At 44.6% G+C, this 17990-nt stretch carries 18 protein-coding genes and 1 pseudogene; 4 read left to right on the top strand and 15 right to left on the bottom strand.

What is annotated here, in order from left to right:
- The 4 genes from PMI17_RS04275 to PMI17_RS04290 form a co-directional block, all read right to left on the bottom strand.
- Positions 1-1110 carry an S-(hydroxymethyl)glutathione dehydrogenase/class III alcohol dehydrogenase gene (locus PMI17_RS04275; RefSeq protein WP_007886524.1) on the bottom strand — a complete coding sequence of 370 codons (1110 nt, stop codon included), beginning with the start codon at positions 1108-1110 and terminating at the stop codon, positions 1-3.
- Between the two features lie 309 nt (positions 1111-1419).
- Positions 1420-1908: a helix-turn-helix domain-containing protein gene (locus PMI17_RS24425; protein WP_007886525.1), complete on the bottom strand. Its 489-nt coding sequence runs from the start codon at positions 1906-1908 to the stop codon at positions 1420-1422.
- Between the two features lie 173 nt (positions 1909-2081).
- On the bottom strand, positions 2082-2357 hold the full coding sequence (locus tag PMI17_RS04285) for a metal/formaldehyde-sensitive transcriptional repressor (protein WP_007886526.1): 276 nt from the start codon (positions 2355-2357) through the stop codon (positions 2082-2084).
- Positions 2358-2646: 289 nt separating this feature from the next.
- Positions 2647-4017: an MFS transporter gene (locus PMI17_RS04290; protein ID WP_007886527.1), complete on the bottom strand. Its 1371-nt coding sequence runs from the start codon at positions 4015-4017 to the stop codon at positions 2647-2649.
- A 105-nt stretch (positions 4018-4122) separates the two neighbouring features.
- On the opposite strand from PMI17_RS04290, the gene PMI17_RS04295 reads away from it, so the two are divergent.
- Complete coding sequence (locus tag PMI17_RS04295) at positions 4123-4989, top strand: LysR family transcriptional regulator (RefSeq protein WP_007886528.1); 867 nt, start codon at positions 4123-4125, stop codon at positions 4987-4989.
- A gap of 104 nt (positions 4990-5093) precedes the next feature.
- Here PMI17_RS04295 and PMI17_RS04300 read toward each other — a convergent pair whose 3' ends face one another.
- Positions 5094-5483: a cupin domain-containing protein gene (locus PMI17_RS04300; RefSeq protein ID WP_007886529.1), complete on the bottom strand. Its 390-nt coding sequence runs from the start codon at positions 5481-5483 to the stop codon at positions 5094-5096.
- Positions 5484-6294: 811 nt separating this feature from the next.
- On the opposite strand from PMI17_RS04300, the gene PMI17_RS04305 reads away from it, so the two are divergent.
- Complete coding sequence (locus PMI17_RS04305; protein WP_036620251.1) at positions 6295-7065, top strand: ParA family protein; 771 nt, start codon at positions 6295-6297, stop codon at positions 7063-7065.
- 22 nt (positions 7066-7087) lie between these two features.
- A pseudogene (locus PMI17_RS04310) lies at positions 7088-7480 on the top strand (TIGR03747 family integrating conjugative element membrane protein).
- 32 nt (positions 7481-7512) lie between these two features.
- Here the strand turns inward: PMI17_RS04310 and PMI17_RS04315 are convergent.
- From PMI17_RS04315 to PMI17_RS04345, 8 genes are all read right to left on the bottom strand, one after another.
- Positions 7513-7872 carry a hypothetical protein gene (locus PMI17_RS04315; RefSeq protein WP_007886533.1) on the bottom strand — a complete coding sequence of 120 codons (360 nt, stop codon included), beginning with the start codon at positions 7870-7872 and terminating at the stop codon, positions 7513-7515.
- Positions 7873-8302: 430 nt separating this feature from the next.
- On the bottom strand, positions 8303-9091 hold the full coding sequence (locus tag PMI17_RS04320) for an AraC family transcriptional regulator (RefSeq protein WP_007886535.1): 789 nt from the start codon (positions 9089-9091) through the stop codon (positions 8303-8305).
- Complete coding sequence (locus tag PMI17_RS24675) at positions 9054-10016, bottom strand: DMT family transporter (protein ID WP_007886538.1); 963 nt, start codon at positions 10014-10016, stop codon at positions 9054-9056. The genes PMI17_RS04320 and PMI17_RS24675 overlap by 38 nt, the downstream gene beginning before the upstream one ends.
- 7 nt (positions 10017-10023) lie before the next feature.
- The gene (locus PMI17_RS04325; RefSeq protein WP_007886540.1) at positions 10024-11283 is read right to left on the bottom strand and encodes an ATP-grasp domain-containing protein; all 1260 of its coding nucleotides are present in this window, start codon (positions 11281-11283) and stop codon (positions 10024-10026) included.
- 2 nt (positions 11284-11285) lie between these two features.
- Positions 11286-12005: a class I SAM-dependent methyltransferase gene (locus PMI17_RS04330; RefSeq protein ID WP_007886543.1), complete on the bottom strand. Its 720-nt coding sequence runs from the start codon at positions 12003-12005 to the stop codon at positions 11286-11288.
- A 17-nt stretch (positions 12006-12022) separates the two neighbouring features.
- Complete coding sequence (locus PMI17_RS04335; RefSeq protein ID WP_157178866.1) at positions 12023-12775, bottom strand: hypothetical protein; 753 nt, start codon at positions 12773-12775, stop codon at positions 12023-12025.
- Positions 12776-13728: 953 nt separating this feature from the next.
- Positions 13729-14529 (bottom strand): 3-methyl-2-oxobutanoate hydroxymethyltransferase, encoded by an 801-nt coding sequence (gene panB / locus PMI17_RS04340; protein ID WP_007886547.1) that lies wholly within the window; start codon positions 14527-14529, stop codon positions 13729-13731.
- A gap of 9 nt (positions 14530-14538) precedes the next feature.
- Positions 14539-15153 carry a LysE family translocator gene (locus PMI17_RS04345; RefSeq protein ID WP_007886549.1) on the bottom strand — a complete coding sequence of 205 codons (615 nt, stop codon included), beginning with the start codon at positions 15151-15153 and terminating at the stop codon, positions 14539-14541.
- A 231-nt stretch (positions 15154-15384) separates the two neighbouring features.
- Here PMI17_RS04345 and PMI17_RS04350 point away from each other — a divergent pair, with 231 nt between their 5' ends.
- Positions 15385-15837 carry an Lrp/AsnC family transcriptional regulator gene (locus tag PMI17_RS04350; protein ID WP_007886550.1) on the top strand — a complete coding sequence of 151 codons (453 nt, stop codon included), beginning with the start codon at positions 15385-15387 and terminating at the stop codon, positions 15835-15837.
- Between the two features lie 36 nt (positions 15838-15873).
- On the opposite strand, the gene PMI17_RS04355 is transcribed toward PMI17_RS04350, so the two are convergent.
- Positions 15874-16617 (bottom strand): DeoR/GlpR family DNA-binding transcription regulator, encoded by a 744-nt coding sequence (locus PMI17_RS04355; RefSeq protein ID WP_007886551.1) that lies wholly within the window; start codon positions 16615-16617, stop codon positions 15874-15876.
- An 11-nt stretch (positions 16618-16628) separates the two neighbouring features.
- Positions 16629-17930, bottom strand: a complete 1302-nt coding sequence (locus PMI17_RS04360; protein ID WP_007886552.1) for an SLC13 family permease — start codon at positions 17928-17930, stop codon at positions 16629-16631.
- Between the last annotated feature and the right edge of the window lie 60 nt (positions 17931-17990).

Below are 17990 nucleotides of genomic sequence, written 5' to 3' on the forward strand. Positions count from 1 at the left end.
TCAGTAGTGGATAACGGTGCGAATAGATTTGCCTTCATGCATCAGGTCAAATGCATCATTAATGTCATCAAGTGCCATGGTGTGAGTCACAAATGGTTTCAGCTCAATTTCACCCTTCATGGCATCTTCAACCATTCCCGGCAGCTGACTACGGCCTTTAACGCCACCAAATGCAGAGCCTTTCCACTGACGGCCCGTAACCAGCTGGAACGGACGTGTGGAAATCTCTTTGCCCGCACCGGCTACGCCAATAATGACCGACTGACCCCAGCCACGGTGAGCAGACTCTAATGCTGCACGCATCACGTTCACATTGCCGATACATTCGAAGGAGTGATCGACACCCCAGCCAGTCATTTCAACAATGACGTCCTGAATCGGTTTGTCGAAATCGTTTGGATTAATGCAGTCAGTCGCGCCGAACTGCTTAGCCAGCTCGAACTTGGAAGGGTTGGTATCAATAGCAATGATGCGGCCCGCTTTTGCCTGACGCGCGCCCTGAATGGCTGCAAGGCCGATGCCGCCTAAGCCGAAAATGGCCACTGAATCACCAGGCTGCACTTTTGCTGTATTGTGAACAGCGCCGATACCGGTGGTTACACCACAGCCGAGCAGGCAAACATGCTCGTGATTGGCTTCTGGATTTATTTTCGCCAGAGAGACTTCAGCCACCACGGTGTACTCACTAAATGTTGAGCAACCCATGTAGTGGTAGATCGGCTGACCGTTGTATGAGAAGCGCGTTGTGCCATCCGGCATCAGGCCTTTACCCTGGGTGGCACGAACTGCGGTGCACAGGTTGGTCTTGCCGGATTTGCAGAACAGGCATTCGCCACATTCAGCGGTGTAAAGAGGAATGACGTGATCGCCAGGTTTTACGCTGGTAACGCCTTCGCCAACCTCAACGACTACGCCAGCACCTTCATGACCAAGAACTGCAGGGAAAACGCCTTCAGGATCATCACCTGACAAGGTAAAGGCGTCAGTGTGGCAGACGCCCGTGTGACTGATTTTTACTAACACTTCACCCGCGCGTGGCGGCTCAACGTCAATTTCAACAATTTTTAAAGGTTGGCCTGGGCCAAATGCAACAGCAGCGCGTGATTTCATAATGGCACTCCACTTAATTGAGGGTTCGGATTGAGCGGAGTGGTTGTTGGCAAAATGCTAATCACGCCGCTCTGGAGAGGTGGTAAAGGTTTATCGAGTAGGGGGAGTATAGATCGCATACCCTATGGGGGTATACATGATTTTTGGTATTCATAACAAAAACAATCTATCTATTTGTTTTTTAATGAAATTAAAAATAAGGATAATGATTGGTAGTACCCAGAACCACTCTAAACGCTCGCTTTATGATAAAGCAATGAGAGCTGTGATCGCTGTTAGGCTATCGCTACCACAGAAGATGAGAAAAGGTTAATGAGCCGTATCCCTACCCTGGAAGAAAGGATAGCTCTGAAACATTTCTGACCTCATGTTTTCAACATATGCGGGTTCGCCACAATAGGCCTTGCGGATGCTCCCTGGCGGTTCATTAACATAATGACGATAGACGCGTGTGAAGGTTTGCTGACTGCTAAAACCATTATCCATTGCGATCGACATAATATTTTTGTCGGTAGTGATGAGCGCACTGGTGGCGTTTATTACACGACAAATGCGAATGTAATCAGCTATTGATATCCCGGTAATGTCCTTGAATCTCCGCTGAAAGTACCAGTGGGTATAACCGCTTCTTCTGGTAATAACGTCAACTCTAAGATTTACATCAAGATTGTCATCAATCCACTTGATAATGTCTCTGACAACAGCGTGCAAGACCAGCTCTCTGCTATTGCATTCATCTGTTTTAACTGAATAATTTATCATGCCGGGGCTGATTTTTTGGTTGCTTGAAATAGTCATGTTGATCATCCGTAAAATTCTGCACAAACTTTAGCACATAGAGTTACGGCCACTCGTTCAAATAATTTAACGATGATAATTTAATAGACTGAGCTTGTTAATTTAGACATAAAAAAAGCAGCACCCAAAGACGCTGCTTTTCAATGGAACGGAAAGAGTAACCGTCGATTCGATTACTTAAAATAAGAGCGAACTAATTTAACCAGCTCACCGATTTCCTGTTCACTGCCGCTATCAGAGTTTAACTTCCCCGCGAACTCTTCTTTTATGTAGCTTTCCAGGACCTCGGTCATCAGACCATTTATTGCGCCTCTGACAGCAGCCATTTGCATCAATACAGGCGCACAATCTACACCAGCTTCCAGCGATCGCTGAATGCCTTCGCATTGCCCCTGTATCCTTTTAATTCTGTTAAGCGCTCGCTTTTTATCTTCAGGAGAGTGTGGCATACATCCTCACATACTGTACCGGGGTATATCATAACATGAAGGCGCTATCTTCATTAGCGATGACTGCTATAACGGGTGATCGCTTAAAAATAGGCTTGTTAGCCTGCAGCTATGAGCGTTGCCGGACAGTTTGCCAGATGGGAACTGAGACTCCAATACCCCCTGATAGTGCTATTGACAGTGTAAATTTGATCAAGCCCCATGATAAATGGGCAGTTCATTTCGAGTTAACAAACACCACATTTGCAATGGTTCTGTTCAGTGCTGACATCCATCTTGATAGTAAGAGCTATATTTCGACGGCTTCGCGCGTGCGTCTCGTCATCACGAGATTTATCACTATGCACAACAGTAAAGCCAGGGCAGAGAGCAGCATCGCTTTAGCCATACCGTGCGAAAATGTTGCAGTATCGGTATGGGTTATTAGCGCCCCAAAGATGGCGACGCCCACGACCCCACCTAACTGTCTTGCTGACGCCATCAAACCCGAGGATATGCCGGCATCGTGCTGTGAGACGGAAGCAAGCAGGGTATTGGTGACTGAGGGGACTGACATCGCGCTGCCCATTCCGACCAACATGAGTGCGCCATTCAACAGCCATAAAGATGCGTTAACAGATAATTGGGATAACACTAAAAACCCAATAATTTGCACGCTAAATCCGGTGGTGATGATACGTATCGCACTTACGCGACGTGCAACTCGTGAAGATATCATCGTTGATACGGTCAGAACGGCGGTCAAAGGAATGAAAGCGATGCCGGTCTGGAATGCACCATAGCCTTTAACGGTCTGGAAAAAGAGGCTAAGGACAAAAACAGTGCCGTAAAAAACCAGATTGATGACGGCGCCACTGAGGCACATTGCAATCAGCATCTTATTTTTGACTAAATGAGGAGGCAGCATAGGAGACGTAACATGTCTTTCCGTGACGGTAAATATTAAGGCTGAGAGGATTGCCAGACATAACGCGATGAGAGGCAGCATTGTCCAGCCCCGATCGCTCGATTCTGTCAGGGCATACGTCAGGGAGGCGATGGCGACAGCGCTGGCTATCTGACCCGGCACATCGACTTTCTTGTCTACACGTGGAGAGGCTGGAGCAAAACGCAGGATGAGGATAATCGCGATAAGGCCAATCGGAACATTAATTAAAAACACGCTTCGCCAGCCCAAATATTGGATGAGAATCCCGCCCAGTACCGGCCCGGCAGCTAGAGCGATACCGCCACAGGCACCCCACATAGCCACTGCGGTACGACGGGTGTTTGCATCCTGGAAAGTCAGTCTGATTAACGTTAAGGAGGTGGGTACCAATAGCGCAGCGCCCATTCCCTGAAGACCACGCAGCGTAATCAACATTGCCATACCGTCAGCTAACCCGCAGCCGATCGATCCCAACGTAAAGACGCCAAACCCCCAGGCAAAGACACTTTTAGCGCCGAACTTATCCCCTAATGCGCCGCCAAGAATCAGCAGTGCTGAAAACACCAAGGCATAGCTATTGATGACCCATTGCAGGCCAGTAAGGTCGGTTTTAAACGCCTCTCTCAATGCGCTCAATCCAACATTCACCACGCTTACATCGAGTTGAACGACCAGAAAGCCCAGGCAGGATGAGATGAGTATTGCCGCTAAGGTGGGCGTTATTTTCGACATTACTAACTAAGCCAAAGTGAGTTAACCATGACTAAAGGATAAGAATTGACACGGTATGCGTAAATATTAGAATTTGCACACCATCCATGCAAAAACGCATACATCATGAATTGGGAAGATCTTCGCTTTTTTCTGGCCATTGCCAGGGCCGGTACGATTTCAGGTGCTGCAAAAGGTTTGAAAGTTGATCAAGCCACAGTGAGTCGCCGACTGGCGTCGCTTGAAGCAGAATTGGGCATTCAGCTGTTCATCCGCCTACCTCGTGAGTCGCGCCTGACAGCGATAGGTGAAAAAATTTTAGACGAGGCAAAGGAGATTGAGGCCAAAGTTTATTCCGTTGCGCGGCTCTCCTCCTCAGTTAAAACATCTACCCGTTCACGGGTGGCGATCTCGGCTCCACCCATACTCGCCCGACATTTTTTTGCTCCCGCTATTTTTGAAATGACGCAGCAAAATCCTGACATCCAGCTCTCTATCCAGAGTGAACCACAATTTGTGTCTCTTTCAAAAATGGAAGCTGATTTATCCCTGCGCCTCTCTCCACCAATAGAAGATACCGATATTATAAAAAAAGCAGGGCGAATGAAGTTTGGTTTATATGCCGCACCTCATTACAGGAATATAAAAAATTCATCTGTGTGGGATTTCATTGCTTATTCCCAAAAGGAACCCAGTTTTGAGCATAAAAGATGGCTTTATGACGTTATAGGGGAGAGGCGGGTTTGTTGTGAAGTCAGCGATTTAAGTAATCAATATGAGGCAGCTTGTTCGGGAATTGGCGTTGCGGGTTTACCCTGTTTTTTAGCGGATAAAGAATCCCGGCTGATAAAATTATCCACTGAACAACCGATGCTAACGCTGGATATCTGGTTAGCAAAACACCCGGACCTGCGAGACGATGCACAGATACGAAAAGTCGCGCAGACAATTACTGAATGTTTAGATAAGAAAGGATTAGGTTTGAATCAGTAAGACGTTAACTATGTCGGTCTCATACAGGCTATGCACATAAATGGATGTGGATTTCTCCACATCCATTCATCATAAAAATCAATCAGTAATAGGCGCTGAATGTCTTAGTACTCAGACTCTTCTCCAGGTAGTGGTACGGAGAGTTCCTCACCCTTAGCGCCTGCGTAGAAAATGATGACGTCAGTGCTTTCCTCTGTAGTGAATCCTCGGTGTGCAATACCGATGGACTCATTGAAAGCTTCACCAGCGTGAAAAGTTTTCGTTTCTCCGCTCTCTTTATCTTCAATGGTCAGAGAACCGGACAGGATGTATGCCGTATTAGGAATGGGATGAGTATGCCATGGGAGTTCTGAATGAGCGGGGATGGTCATTTTCATAACGGTGATCTCGAGTTCACCAGAAGGATAGCTCTCTAAACGTTGTCCATTCCAGGCAAGCCCACTTTTAAGCAAGGTCTCTGATTCATTTTTATGTTCATCGGTATTCTTTTTCATCCTTTCCCCTGTGATTATTAAATTCAACATCATGATAAATGAATGATTTGGCAGCTAACGTTGCTCATCTCTTTACTACTAAGCTTGAGCAGACCCTATTAATTAATCGTATCTGCAGGAAAAACTGTCAAGAAATGCAGTAAAAATTTAAAGCTATAAAGCATGTATTGATAAAATGATCACCGAATCATGGAGCAAAAATATCGGCAGATATATATCACAGCATAGAATAATAAAAATATGAAGCTAATGACGATTACAATTCATTCAACCCTGGTGTGAAAGGGAAGAATGAAAATATTTACTCCACATTTTCGAGCCCAAATGATTTGGGCTTTTTTTATTTAAAATAACGTATTAATTAATGCCATTTTTAGCTGGATAGCCATGAGTGTGCTTTGAAAAATCGACAGGAAATGTGAGATTTTGAGTGTACTTCACTGCGAAGAATCAAGCTTAGGTAGTGACGGGCTGAAGGGTGTTGTGATCATTTGAGGTAACGCAAAAGGGGCACTAGCGCTAACTAGTACCCTTTCTTGAAGATTTCTATGTTCAATCTTGGATGATGCACTTGCAAATGCAGTCACCGTTGCTGTGAACACCATCTTCATTTAGACACCCGTTAGACCTCTCAGATCTAACCAGTGTGCTTCGATGTAAGGTGCCCGGACGCGGAATCGAACCACGGACACGGAGATTTTCAATCCCCTTGCTGAGACTTTAGGTTTGATTTTTCTATGGGGAATTGAGCAAAAACGGCGTAGTACAACGTAGTGTAGGCGTACCTCCGAATAACTTTCGGATGTGCATGATGAAAATACTTCCCGTGATTTCCACCAAAGGTGGAGCAGGCAAATCTACGCAAGCCGCAAATCTCTGTGGCTTCCTCGCTGACACAGGATTGAAGACACTTTTAATTGATGGCGACTTCGGCCAACCTACCGCCAGCAGCATCTATCAACTCACCTATCAAGCGCCGAGCGGCATATACGAACTGCTGATGCAGTCGGTAGATCTCGGTGATGCTACCAACATAATCTCCAACAGCTTCATCCCTCATCTCGATGTCATCATCATTGATTCCCAGGGCGCGCGTTCGGTGATGTTGGAGCTCATTGCACTCGCCGCCACTGACACCACTATCGGCATAGTGAAGCCGGTACAGCCAGACATCCGCGAGTTTCTGCGCGGTGCTATCGCTATGTTCGAACAGCTGCGCTCACTCTCCCCCTACGGCATCGCGCTTCCGGCGATTCGCATTCTGGTGAATTGCATGGATTACACCTCACTGGCCAAAACCACACTTGGGCAACTGGAGACGATTGTTAGTGAAGGGAAATATAGTCCCTACGCCGACGAGATTCTCGTGTCGTTGCTGAACACCCAAATCTACGATCTCGACATCTATAAGGCGGGCCACTTTGCTGGCGAACCTGCACACCGGCTGGAAACGCAGATACGCCGCAAGAGTGATTCGGCGTTGCAAACGATGCACAACCTGGCGTGTGAATTATTCCCGGAATGGCGCGGTCAGTTTGATGCGCTTCTTTCACGTTCTGTGAAGGAGTTGAATAATGTCTAAGTCCAGTAACTACCCAATCGAAATGTCGCATTCCATTGATGCTGAACAGGCAGTGCTGGGCGCACTGATGCTGGATAACGATCGCTGGGATGATGTGGTGACGCTGATTCGTGTGACTTTTCTGGTGCTATCAATACCGCTGTTCCTAATGGCGGTGCTGGTCGCGGTAGTTGATGGTCTGGGACGGCGAGATCTACGGCGTTATGGCGCGGCAAATGAATCCAGCTTTGTTTATCACCATGCTAAACGCTTCGTTAGACCCGCGTTCTATGTGCCCTGCATGGTTTATCTGTCATGGCCATCGGCTGTGTAACCAAATCTGTTGATGCTGCCTGCGGCGCTGATGTTAGGAATAGCGCTGGCGGTGCTGACGGCTTCATTCATTCTGATAGAACAATCTCAACATGGCGACTGAGTAGCTCTACCACATCAAACATAACAACCCTGCTAAAAATCAGCAAAAGCCAGCTCCGCCAGCCTCTTGAGCGCAGAACGGGGATCTGACGAGCAATATTCCATGACGCCTAACCAGACAATTTTTTGTTTGTCGAAACCCTGATGGTAAAACTGATAACGAAGTCCCGGGGCGCAGACGAGAAGTACAGGATAGCGCGTTATCAAAACCTCAATATCGGACTCTGTATCGTCAGCAATAACCCTGCAGTTTATGTCGAGCCTATCCAGCTCTTGTTGAAGCGACTCGATATACTTTTTTGTAAGCGCGTAAGGAAAATATCCCTTTTGCAGCGGTGATCGTCCCAACGTGGGGCTGGGACTGTGCACGACGTAGATAATTTTTCCTGTCATAACTCTCCCTGTTTTTGTCAGTTAACCAGACTACAGGCCTCAGTTGTACGGCTCCGCTTTCCAGCAAGGATACATGTCATATAAGCTTTCTACTGCTACTACATACTACGCCTTAGCACCATTTTAAGGTGGGATAGCCTTTTCTGGCATCTTTAATGCCCATCATGTTTAAAAACATACCCGATTATTTTTGTGCACATGCATGAATATGCAAATAGCTCTGCTCTCCTTAGATTAGTACATGCAGATATTAGAAACGTCCGTTGATGGCACGGAGCGGACTTGCTCGCTGCATGGTCCGTAAAGAGCGAGCTGCGGACATTACTGACATAGCGGTATGTTAATCATTGGGGAGCAGGTAAATTCTAATATTTAAGGTGTATTAGAAAAACAAATAGTTAATTTACTAAATTAATATTTTTAGGTGCAGCTATAGCGAAAGCTTATATAATTGTCCAGGAGTAACTCCAAACATACTTTTAAAATTGCGCGTGAAATGAGCTTGATCGGTAAAACCTAATTGGGCAGAAATCTCTGATATAGGTTTACCTTGTATAATCATGTTTTTACCTTGACGTAGTCGCTCTCCTTTTATCCATGCAAAAGGAGGAAGCCCCTTAATACTAGTGAACATTCTTACAAGTTTAACGGGAGATAGTCCTGTTTCATGGGCAAGTGTCTGCAGGGAAGGAGGAAAATGAAAATCATCCATAAGTCTCGTGATCACATAGTCAACTATAGCTTTGTCTGTAGTTTTAATATCGATTAGTGGATGTATGCCTGAGCGGGAAAGGACTGATTGCAAAACACCAGCGACTCGTTCGTTGATTTCAGCATCTAAACTGTGACGTTCGAGTGCGAAAGCAGCAACCTGACGTATCTCCTTTGCCACGTCAGGAGCTGCAAAAATATTCTTTTTGAAATGGTCCTCTGCGTCTAATCCAGTGAACTCAATCATAGACTCTGGTGAGACATAAAAGCTGTAATAGCACCAATCATAGGGTGTGGGTTCGGCTGCTTGAATCTGTCCTGGATTATAAATGGTTATCTCGTCAACACTTGCCTCAGAATTTTTACCATCTAACCAGATTTTCTCCCTTCCTGAGACATTGGCCCCTATATAGAACTCATCGTGCGAGTGTTTTGGGAAAATATGATTAGTGCTGTCTGATAATGTGATCTCAATTCCGGCGATCTTCCGGTATGCCGTGATACCCATCTGCTTCAACCCGTCCTTTCGGTTTTATGCCCCATAGCTCTGATGCAAGGGAAAAAAAACAGATTAACAGAATTGCAACAAGTGAGGAAAGTGAGGGTGATAATCTCGGGTCAAATAACTGAAAAACGAAAGTAAAAATCGGATTTACTGAAATAAAAACCATTACTCTGGCTGGAGACAAAGATTTTATGCCATGTTGTAGGCACCATAACGGAATAACCACGCCGAATATTGCGAGAATAGCTATTCCTGGAGATAGGATCTCAATGACACCTTTATACCCAGATGAGTCTAAACTATAACTCATAGTTATAAGAACTGTTATGTAAAAACGATGCGCCATAATTGAAGAAGGCAGGCAGCCTCTGTCACTCAATCTTCTACTGAAAATATTGGAGAAGATACTAAAGACAGAGCAAATAACTGCCATCAAAACCCCAATTAAAATTTCTGAAGAAGAGTAGTTATAAGTTAGCCTACCTTCACGCAAGCTAATTGCGGCTAACCATAACGAACAGAATGTGATACAAAAAATAAATATAGTTTTATATTGATGAGACTCATTTTTAAAAAAAACGGGTGCGATATAAATAATGAGCAATGGAGCCACGCCAGTTATAATCGCAGACGCTACTGCAGGCTCCAGATATTGCATGCAATAGAAAAAACTTATCCATGATCCTGCAGTAGTTAAATTTAAAATCAAGATCTGAGTGAAGAACCTCATGGTCGAGAGGTAATTTTGACGCGAAAAAGACACTCCGTACAATTGGAAGAAAACCATCGCAATAGAAAAAACAATAAATGTAATACTCAATGGATGATTTTCCTGAACAAGAAAGCCGGAATAAACCTCCTTTCCGGCATCAAGAAAATTATAAAGAAGGACCATTAACAGCCCAAATAAATAACTTTTATTATTCATATTTTTCTCAAGCTAACTCAAAAAGTTTGCCTTGCTTTTCATAACGCCTAATTGTTGTGTGATCAACATCAATTTGTTTTTGATCTTGATGACACAAATAAATAATTCCTGGATTAGTAAACAGATCCGTTGTTCTGTAGATATTGTCTCCCGCTTTAGGCGTGTGCATCATACCGAAGTATGATGGGAGTGATTTTAAAAGTTCATCACAATTATTTACTTTAACAACACCTTCAAATTCTGATGCTAATGTAATGCACTGCAGTTGAGTTTTAAGCATGTACTTCTTGCCAAGTCTTGAAACAAACTGTTCTGGTTTCGTATAGCGTTCAGCCGTAAGCGTAACATGACTATATCCTAATGCAGATACAACGGCGTGGTGCATAATAGTCCCTTGCATTCTGGCGGCTGTTTCAATAAGTACAGGCCCAGAATCAGTCATCATTAATTCACTATGGGATGGACCATTTTCAATACCGAGAATAGTAAGAGATTTTTCCATATACTCAACAAGCTGGTCTTGAACATCCCCCAAGTAAGGTAAAAGAATTTCTCTTTCACAGATTAGCGATGCATTCTCAACTTCTTTTTTGTCGTCCGACCATATTTCTGTAATTAGATGTTGCCCATTGATACTAACCGCATTGACAATATATTGCTGCCCATTAAGACGTTCTTGCAAAAGAACATTCTTATTTGTTAAACCCAACTTGTTTTTCTTGCCATATATTTTATTAAAAGCATCTTCGACTTCATCAATAGTATTGCAAAAACGAACGCTATCAGCTCCAGCACTGTCTACAGGCTTAACTACTACAGGCCACTTTCCTAACTCACTAGCCCATTTTTTTGCTTGCTCTACAGATTCGGCCAAAAACTGAGGGATAGAATTTATCCCAGCTTTTTTTAGAGCCTCTTGCATTGAATATTTGTTACGGCGAAGAGCACTAGTATTTATTGAGTTTCCTGTTGTGCCTACTAATGAAGAGAGAAGGTCCGCAACATAAACACCCGTTTCAGTGCCCGGAATAATATATTCTGGAGATAGTGCTTTCAACTCTTCAGCTATTTTTAAAAACTCATCCTTAGATTCATTTTTTGGAGAGATTAAAAAATCAAATGTTTCATGCTTAAACGTTGACTGGTATTCCTGCGGAATTTCTGAAGAAGACTGTATGTGAATACAAGACCAACCATTTTTTTTAAAGATAGGTGCTAATTCTGCTCCAGTTGAATACGCATCAACAATACATATGTATTTTTTCATTTTTATCCTTTCCGAGCAATAATGACTAGGTTGTCGTCTTTTTCTTTCTTCTTTAGAGAGAAATCGCCATAAAGTGAAACAGTTGAGAATCCTGCCTTTAATAATTCATTTTTGAGCGTCTCTTTTTCATAAAGCCTTGTAAGACAACTCCAGTGTTGCGATTCTCGATGATAATCGACTTTTAACAGCCTCTTATCCCAGTCCATATAAAGATATTCTGTGATGCCATTCTCTTCTCGTATCAGAGAACCTTGTTCATTAATTCTATTTCTTGCTCTTTCCATATCAGCGAGCTCCATGAGTAGAACTCCCCCCGGACGTAACAAGCCATACCAATAATCAAAAAGTGCTAGATCCTCTTCCTCGGTAGAGTAATATCCGAAGCTAGTATATACATTAATTAACAAATCAAAATTATCTCCGGGAATTTTTTTCATATCAGCTTGATGATAAATTGGACCAGGAGCATTCTTTCTTGCTATTTCTAGCTGTTCAGAAGATAAATCTACAGCTGTAACCTTATATCCCTGAGAAAACAAAGCCAGACTCATTTTCCCTATACCACAGCATATATCTAATACTGATGGGTATTCAGATGGAGGGAACAAATCAACAAATTTTTCTGATGCGAGATTATAGTCTTCATAGCGACCAAGATTATTTGAAACTTCTGTAAAAAACACAGGAAATCCCGTCTTATCATTCATACCACCTGCTGACATTGTACCCTCCAATTTTTTTATTGCGCTGTATCTTGTGGATAAATATCTTCCATCGAATCATGCGTCAACGATGTGTCCTTGAAATCCAGGTCATTTGCATAGGTGAAAACGATCACTGTGCGACGGGATTCCTGAGTTAACGGCGCTATACGATGAAGAGCATCCCTTGCCCGAAGCAAGTAACATTGGCCACGAGCAACATGGCGGCTAATTACCGGATATTCAGCCAAGGTCTTCTTAATCCATTCTCGAGTATTCTCTTTCTTCCAGGGAACGTGTGGAATAAATTCGACTCGAGCACCAGAAAGCACATCAGGTTCATCAATTACCCATACCAATGCGTAAGAATAGTCGTCCCAATGCCAACCATGAGTGTCGCCGCTTTTATTTTGGGAATTGATAATAAATTCTTCAGGTTCATAAGGTACGCGATAAAGCGTTTCACCTGTAATGCGTGAAAGAAACTTCAGGACACTTGGACTATCGAAAAAAGCAGGGATATATTTGCCTTCTTCACGAATAGCATTGCGGCCAACGCTATCGTATGCTCTTGGTGTGCTACCACTCTGCTTTATAATTACTTCGCGCCTAAGAGCATTTTTCTCAAGTAACGCGCGCGCTTCATCTTCCATTTTCTGTTGTAAATCTAAGGGAAGAAGATCCTCAATAACCACCATTAAATCGTCTTCATAGTCATTTCTGAGATAATTGACCAGCGACTCTGGAAACCCACTAATGTGCTGAGAAATTTGTGTTTCAACGTTTTCCACAATTAACTCCCTTATATTTAAATACCCTGTCATACCTTGTCTCAGGCGTTTTAATAATGCCTTAGCATCATGTCGAGATCTTGTATCTGATTTCACAAATCGAACAAAAAACACGCAGTAAAACATATGCCTGGCACCTATGTATTTAAGCCTCTATAGTTGTCTACTGCATTGGTGCCTGGATTAGCACTGCCTATTCTGACTGTTTTAATCAATGGATAATTTTAAGTTGGACGGTAGCGTGCAAAACTCATCCTTGTGCGCCGTCATAAGCAGCCAGCCGCCTAGCGGTGGTAAGCGCGTCAGACTTTATGTGCACTATAATTATTTGTTGTCTTTCTTAGACTTAGCAATACTACTTTTTTAAAGCGTTATCACATAGTGTTGATTGATACCATTAGCCGAATTTCATTCGACTAATTTTTCATATCAAAATGTTTGATGAATGTTTCCAGCCCAATCCCATATGCGCTGAGATTAACCATCAATTATCTTTTTCCCGATGAGACCTATGAACAAACTCATCGTTTCATTTGCTCCTTTAAGTTTAAAAAAATTGAAATTGCATTTGTCGCCTGCGGGTAAATTCAAACAGAATTTATATTCATAGACTAAAACTATTTTTCAAAACAGGCACTTTCCCATTTTATTAAACTGCAAGGAAAGTTATTAATTTCAAGTGATTATTCGGGTGGTAGTTCCAGGCCATAAGATTGAAATAATAATAAGATGATATTGCAATTGCGAAGTGGCGGGTAGGATTACGAATCGAAGAAGTCAATTATCTAAACAATTTCCTGGTCATGATGTGTCGAGAAAATTTAGACCTCGAACTAAATAACTTCACCCGCCTGATAGGATGGCGAAGTTAGAGAATTTTAAGTCTAAGCAATTTTCAAAATTGATTTATAATTCTGGTACTCATCGGTTATTTTTATTCAGCACCATCGTGCTCATTCAGCGTAACAATGTTCAGCAGCAGGAAACGTTTTGGTTTTAACCGCAGCAACATAGCTCTGAATGGCATGCTGAATGCTGTCATGGCCCGTCATAAAGTTACGGACAAACTTAGGCGCGCGCCCTGTGATACTCAATCCCAGCATGTCGTGTAAAACCAGCACCTGACCATCAGTATCTACCCCAGCTCCAATACCGATTACCGGGACGGTAACCGCTTCACTGAGTGCTTTGCCTACGGAAGAAGGAACCGCTTCAACCAAAATCATTGCTGCACCGGCGGCTTCAAGCTTAATGGCTGCATCGATAAGTCCTTTGGCCTGTTCTGGTCCACGACCCTGAACTTTAAACCCGCCAAACACATTGACCGATTGCGGCGTTAAACCAATATGTGCGCAGACAGGAATGCCATTGCGGGTTAACTGACGTACCGATTCACACAACCATTCGCCACCTTCCAGTTTCACCATTTGCGCTCCCGCCTGCATCAGACGGCCTGAACTTTGCAAAGCCTGATCTGGGGTGGCGTAGGTCATAAAGGAAAGGTCGGCGATGATAAAGCTGCCGGTGTTACCGCGTTTTACGCTGGCAGTGTGATAAACCATGTGCTCAATGGTGACAGGAAGGGTACTGTCGTGGCCCTGCAGAATCATACCGAGCGTATCGCCGATAAGCAGCATATCGACGCCAGCCTGGCTGGACTCGTGGGCAAACGTCGCATCGTAGCAGGTCAACATGGCAATTTTTTCGCCGTTTTTCTTCATCTTCTGCAGATGGGTCAGGGTGATCTCTGGCATCTCAATGTCTCATCTAAATGATTCTGTCAGTAATAGCGCTGCGATGATGATCATCAGAGCGCCGGAAATTTGGCTGACGAGGCGTGCAGCCCTTGGCCGGGTTTGTAACACGGCTTTCGATCCGAAGCCCACTATCAGGTAAACCACAGCACAGCTTACGACATGCACCATACCCAATGCGGCCATTTGTAAGGAGAGCGGCCATGTGCCATGCGAATCGGTGAATTGTGGCAACAACGCCAAAAACAGCAGAAATACCTTCGGATTAAGTCCACTTATGCAAAGCCCTTTTACAGCCCAACTCAGCGCATTACCATCGAGCTGTCTTTCATCTGCAGTGGGAACGGCAGGATGACGCAACATGCCTATTCCCAGCCAGATCAAATAGCAGGCGCCAGCTACGGTTAATCCTTTCATGAGCGTGGGCAGGTCCGCGACAACGGCTCCTACACCTGCGGCAACAATTAACGTTGCAATCAAGTGACCAGAGAGCAATCCGCAGACAGCGGGAATAACCCGGCCCCCGCGAATGCCTGCGGAGATGGCATAGGCCCAGTCTGCTCCAGGAGTAATGACAAATAGCACTGAAACGGCCCAAAACGCAGCAAAAAAACTCAGCGCCATCGTTACACCCCACTCGATGTATTAGGCATGCTGAGCACAGCGTCTTCGGGATGACTTAAAAAAATGATATTGCACACGATCTTCTACCTGATTAACGAAATAAACAGAATCTATCTTCAGATGCTGGGCGGCGTCGCACAGCATTAGCAGGTAGAAAGAATATCCTCAGCTGGTTAAAATGTGCTTTCAATATTAATGCGTAATGTCGCTGATACGGGAATAATCTTGCCCATGGACCGAATAGACCGCAATATTCTTGCTGAGCTACAAACTGATGGCCGTTTATCCGTAACTGAGCTTGCGGAGCGGGTAGGATTAAGCCTGTCACCTTGCCATCGCAGGGTAAAAGCGCTGGAGCAGAGTGGCGTCATTCAGGGCTATCGTGCTCAGCTTGACCCTGCCTTCCTGGGATATAACTTCTCGGCGATTGTATTCGTGACGTTGCGTGATGGCGACCGTAAGGCCGTCAATGCGTTTGAAGAGGCGGTGAAAGAACTTCCGCAAATTACGCTGGCGCAACGCTTATTTGGCGATCCAGATTATCTTCTGCATATCACAACGCGTGATTTGCCCGCTTTTCAGCTGTTATATGATGAGAAACTTTCCGCTATGCCCGGCGTACAAAGGCTAACGTCGACCCTGGTGATGAAAACCGTCATTCAGGATCGGCCATTGCCGCTGTAGGCCGGCTGCTAACTCGTTGTTTTGAGCATGACAATGCTATTTATTTGTAACCGGATGCAGCTTTAGCGGATCCATTCGTCTGCTCAAAATCACCTCCGATGAAGGCAGGTCAGTAATGACCATGTCCATGTCGGTCAGTGAGAACATCTTGTACAGCGCGTTGCTGCCGTAAGTGTTGTTATCTGCCAGCATGATACATTTTCGCGCTGCGTTGATGATTGCACCATAGTAAGCCGCTCTGTACTCATCATGATGAAAAATGCCTTTATCACTCCATGATTCCGGTGCGATAAACGCCTTTTCAAAATTGAGACTCTGTAAGGTTTCAAGCGCAACGCGTTGATGAAAAGTATTGTCATGACGGCTGAGTTTGCCACCAATAAAAAACAGGGCGGCGCTAGAGTGAGTCATAACATGCTGCGCAATGGCAAAGTCATTAGTGACAATGGTCATCTCATCGCTGTAAGGAAAAAACGTGGCCAACTCAAACGTCAATTTCCCGCCATCAAGATAAACCACTTTGCTATCACCTAAATAACGTAGCGCAGCACGGACCAGAGAATGAGCCCCGGGGCGCTCAACGGGCATACGTAGCGGGGTTTCACGTGATTTCACACCACCGCGCGTAGACATGATGACGCCACGCGCGCTGAGCTGTTCAATATCCCGCCGTATAGTCATCACCGTGACATCCAGCATATCTGCCAGCTCCCGCAGGCTGACAAAATGTTTGATGGATACCACCTCGAGTATCCGTTGATGACGCTCAGCGGGGATCATATCGCTCCTCATCAGACAGGAATAATGCCAAGAACGACAGCGGCCAACAGAGCACAGACACTCATGATCCAGATTTTCACCATGGAGTGACGGATATGCTCACCGACCTGAAGATTAAGCAGTCCTAACCCCAGATGCGTTGCAGGAATAACCGGACTAAGCAGCAAACCTATTTGTTCGGTAATGAGCATGGCGATGGTGACGTGCAGCGGGGAAACGTCAAAACTTTGCCCAAGGCCTACCGCGAGAGGAAGGAGTGCAAAATAGAACGCATCGGATCCAATCAAAATAACGATCGGTACGCTGAAAGCAGCCAGAATGATATAAAGATAAGGTCCTAAACTGGAAGGAAGTACCGCAGCGAGTTCATTTACTAATACTTTAATAATGCCAGTATTTTGCAATATGCCTACAAATACGCCAATCGTTAAGAAGATCACAATTACCGGGAAGATGGTCAACGCGTAATCTTTAATTTTCTGTTGTGCTTTTTTTGCATCCGGATAATTGATCATGACTGCCAGCGAGAATGCGATCATAAACAGGAAGTTACCCGCGACTAATCCAGAAACCAGAATCACAATGGTTGCAATCACCAGCACAAAGTTGGCGCGCAGCAGCCATGGATTATGGTCACCTTTGCTGGTTAGCATCTCCTCACGCATCACCAGGAAGGCCTCTTTACTAATGCCAGAACCACTTTTATTTTCTACTCTGGCCATGTACCAGCAGAGAATAACGCCGAGAACAAACAGCACGACCTGCAAAGGAATGAGTTTGTAATAGACGTCAAGAATATCAAGATGGGTCACCGCAATGGCTCGGTTGAGTGAGCCTCCCCATGGGGTAATACCCGTTACGCCGACTCCAACGGTAACCAGCATCAGCAACGTTTTACGGCTGATGTTCATCTTTTCATACAGAGGTAACAATGCCGGAACGGTTACCAGCAGGGTTGCGTACGCATTACCATCAAGGCTACAGACTGAGGCTATGACCAATGTCGCAAGTAGAACAGAAAAGGTCGATTGTGTGACGAAACGCAGGATGAAACGCACAATCACGTCAAACACACCGGCTTCTTTCATCAGGGTAAAAAACATGGCGCTAAATGCGACTAGCGTAGCAGTGCCAACTACCGATTTAAGTCCTGAAGCGACATATTCGCCCAGTTCTTTAAAGCCAAACCCACAGACTAAAGCGGCTACCGTAGGTAAGATAATAAACAGCACACTGGGAGGAAACTTATTTTTCAATAAGCACCATGTCAGAATAACAAACATGACAATCCCGGTGATAAGCATCAAAGACATGACTTATCCTTTTAATTTTCAGAGTAGAAGATGTAAAAAAACGCTGCGCAGATAAATCTG

This window comes from Pantoea sp. GM01 (assembly GCF_000282675.1).
Taxonomy (GTDB): domain Bacteria; phylum Pseudomonadota; class Gammaproteobacteria; order Enterobacterales; family Enterobacteriaceae; genus Pantoea; species Pantoea nemavictus.

Excerpts from the sequence above, each read along its gene's own strand:
- PMI17_RS04305 (WP_036620251.1), top strand. The coding sequence starts at position 6,295 with ATGAAAATACTTCCCGTGATTTCCACCAAAGGTGGAGCAGGCAAATCT.
- PMI17_RS04315 (WP_007886533.1), bottom strand. The coding sequence starts at position 7,872 with ATGACAGGAAAAATTATCTACGTCGTGCACAGTCCCAGCCCCACGTTG.
- PMI17_RS04360 (WP_007886552.1), bottom strand. The coding sequence starts at position 17,930 with ATGTCTTTGATGCTTATCACCGGGATTGTCATGTTTGTTATTCTGACA.
- panB (WP_007886547.1), bottom strand. The coding sequence starts at position 14,529 with ATGCCAGAGATCACCCTGACCCATCTGCAGAAGATGAAGAAAAACGGC.
- PMI17_RS04300 (WP_007886529.1), bottom strand. The coding sequence starts at position 5,483 with ATGAAAAAGAATACCGATGAACATAAAAATGAATCAGAGACCTTGCTT.
- PMI17_RS04320 (WP_007886535.1), bottom strand. The coding sequence starts at position 9,091 with ATGGGTATCACGGCATACCGGAAGATCGCCGGAATTGAGATCACATTA.
- PMI17_RS04275 (WP_007886524.1), bottom strand. The coding sequence starts at position 1,110 with ATGAAATCACGCGCTGCTGTTGCATTTGGCCCAGGCCAACCTTTAAAA.
- PMI17_RS04295 (WP_007886528.1), top strand. The coding sequence starts at position 4,123 with ATGAATTGGGAAGATCTTCGCTTTTTTCTGGCCATTGCCAGGGCCGGT.
- PMI17_RS24675 (WP_007886538.1), bottom strand. The coding sequence starts at position 10,016 with ATGAATAATAAAAGTTATTTATTTGGGCTGTTAATGGTCCTTCTTTAT.
- PMI17_RS04350 (WP_007886550.1), top strand. The coding sequence starts at position 15,385 with ATGGACCGAATAGACCGCAATATTCTTGCTGAGCTACAAACTGATGGC.
- PMI17_RS04345 (WP_007886549.1), bottom strand. The coding sequence starts at position 15,153 with ATGGCGCTGAGTTTTTTTGCTGCGTTTTGGGCCGTTTCAGTGCTATTT.
- PMI17_RS04330 (WP_007886543.1), bottom strand. The coding sequence starts at position 12,005 with ATGTCAGCAGGTGGTATGAATGATAAGACGGGATTTCCTGTGTTTTTT.
- PMI17_RS04355 (WP_007886551.1), bottom strand. The coding sequence starts at position 16,617 with ATGATCCCCGCTGAGCGTCATCAACGGATACTCGAGGTGGTATCCATC.
- PMI17_RS04325 (WP_007886540.1), bottom strand. The coding sequence starts at position 11,283 with ATGAAAAAATACATATGTATTGTTGATGCGTATTCAACTGGAGCAGAA.
- PMI17_RS04290 (WP_007886527.1), bottom strand. The coding sequence starts at position 4,017 with ATGTCGAAAATAACGCCCACCTTAGCGGCAATACTCATCTCATCCTGC.
- PMI17_RS04285 (WP_007886526.1), bottom strand. The coding sequence starts at position 2,357 with ATGCCACACTCTCCTGAAGATAAAAAGCGAGCGCTTAACAGAATTAAA.
- PMI17_RS24425 (WP_007886525.1), bottom strand. The coding sequence starts at position 1,908 with ATGACTATTTCAAGCAACCAAAAAATCAGCCCCGGCATGATAAATTAT.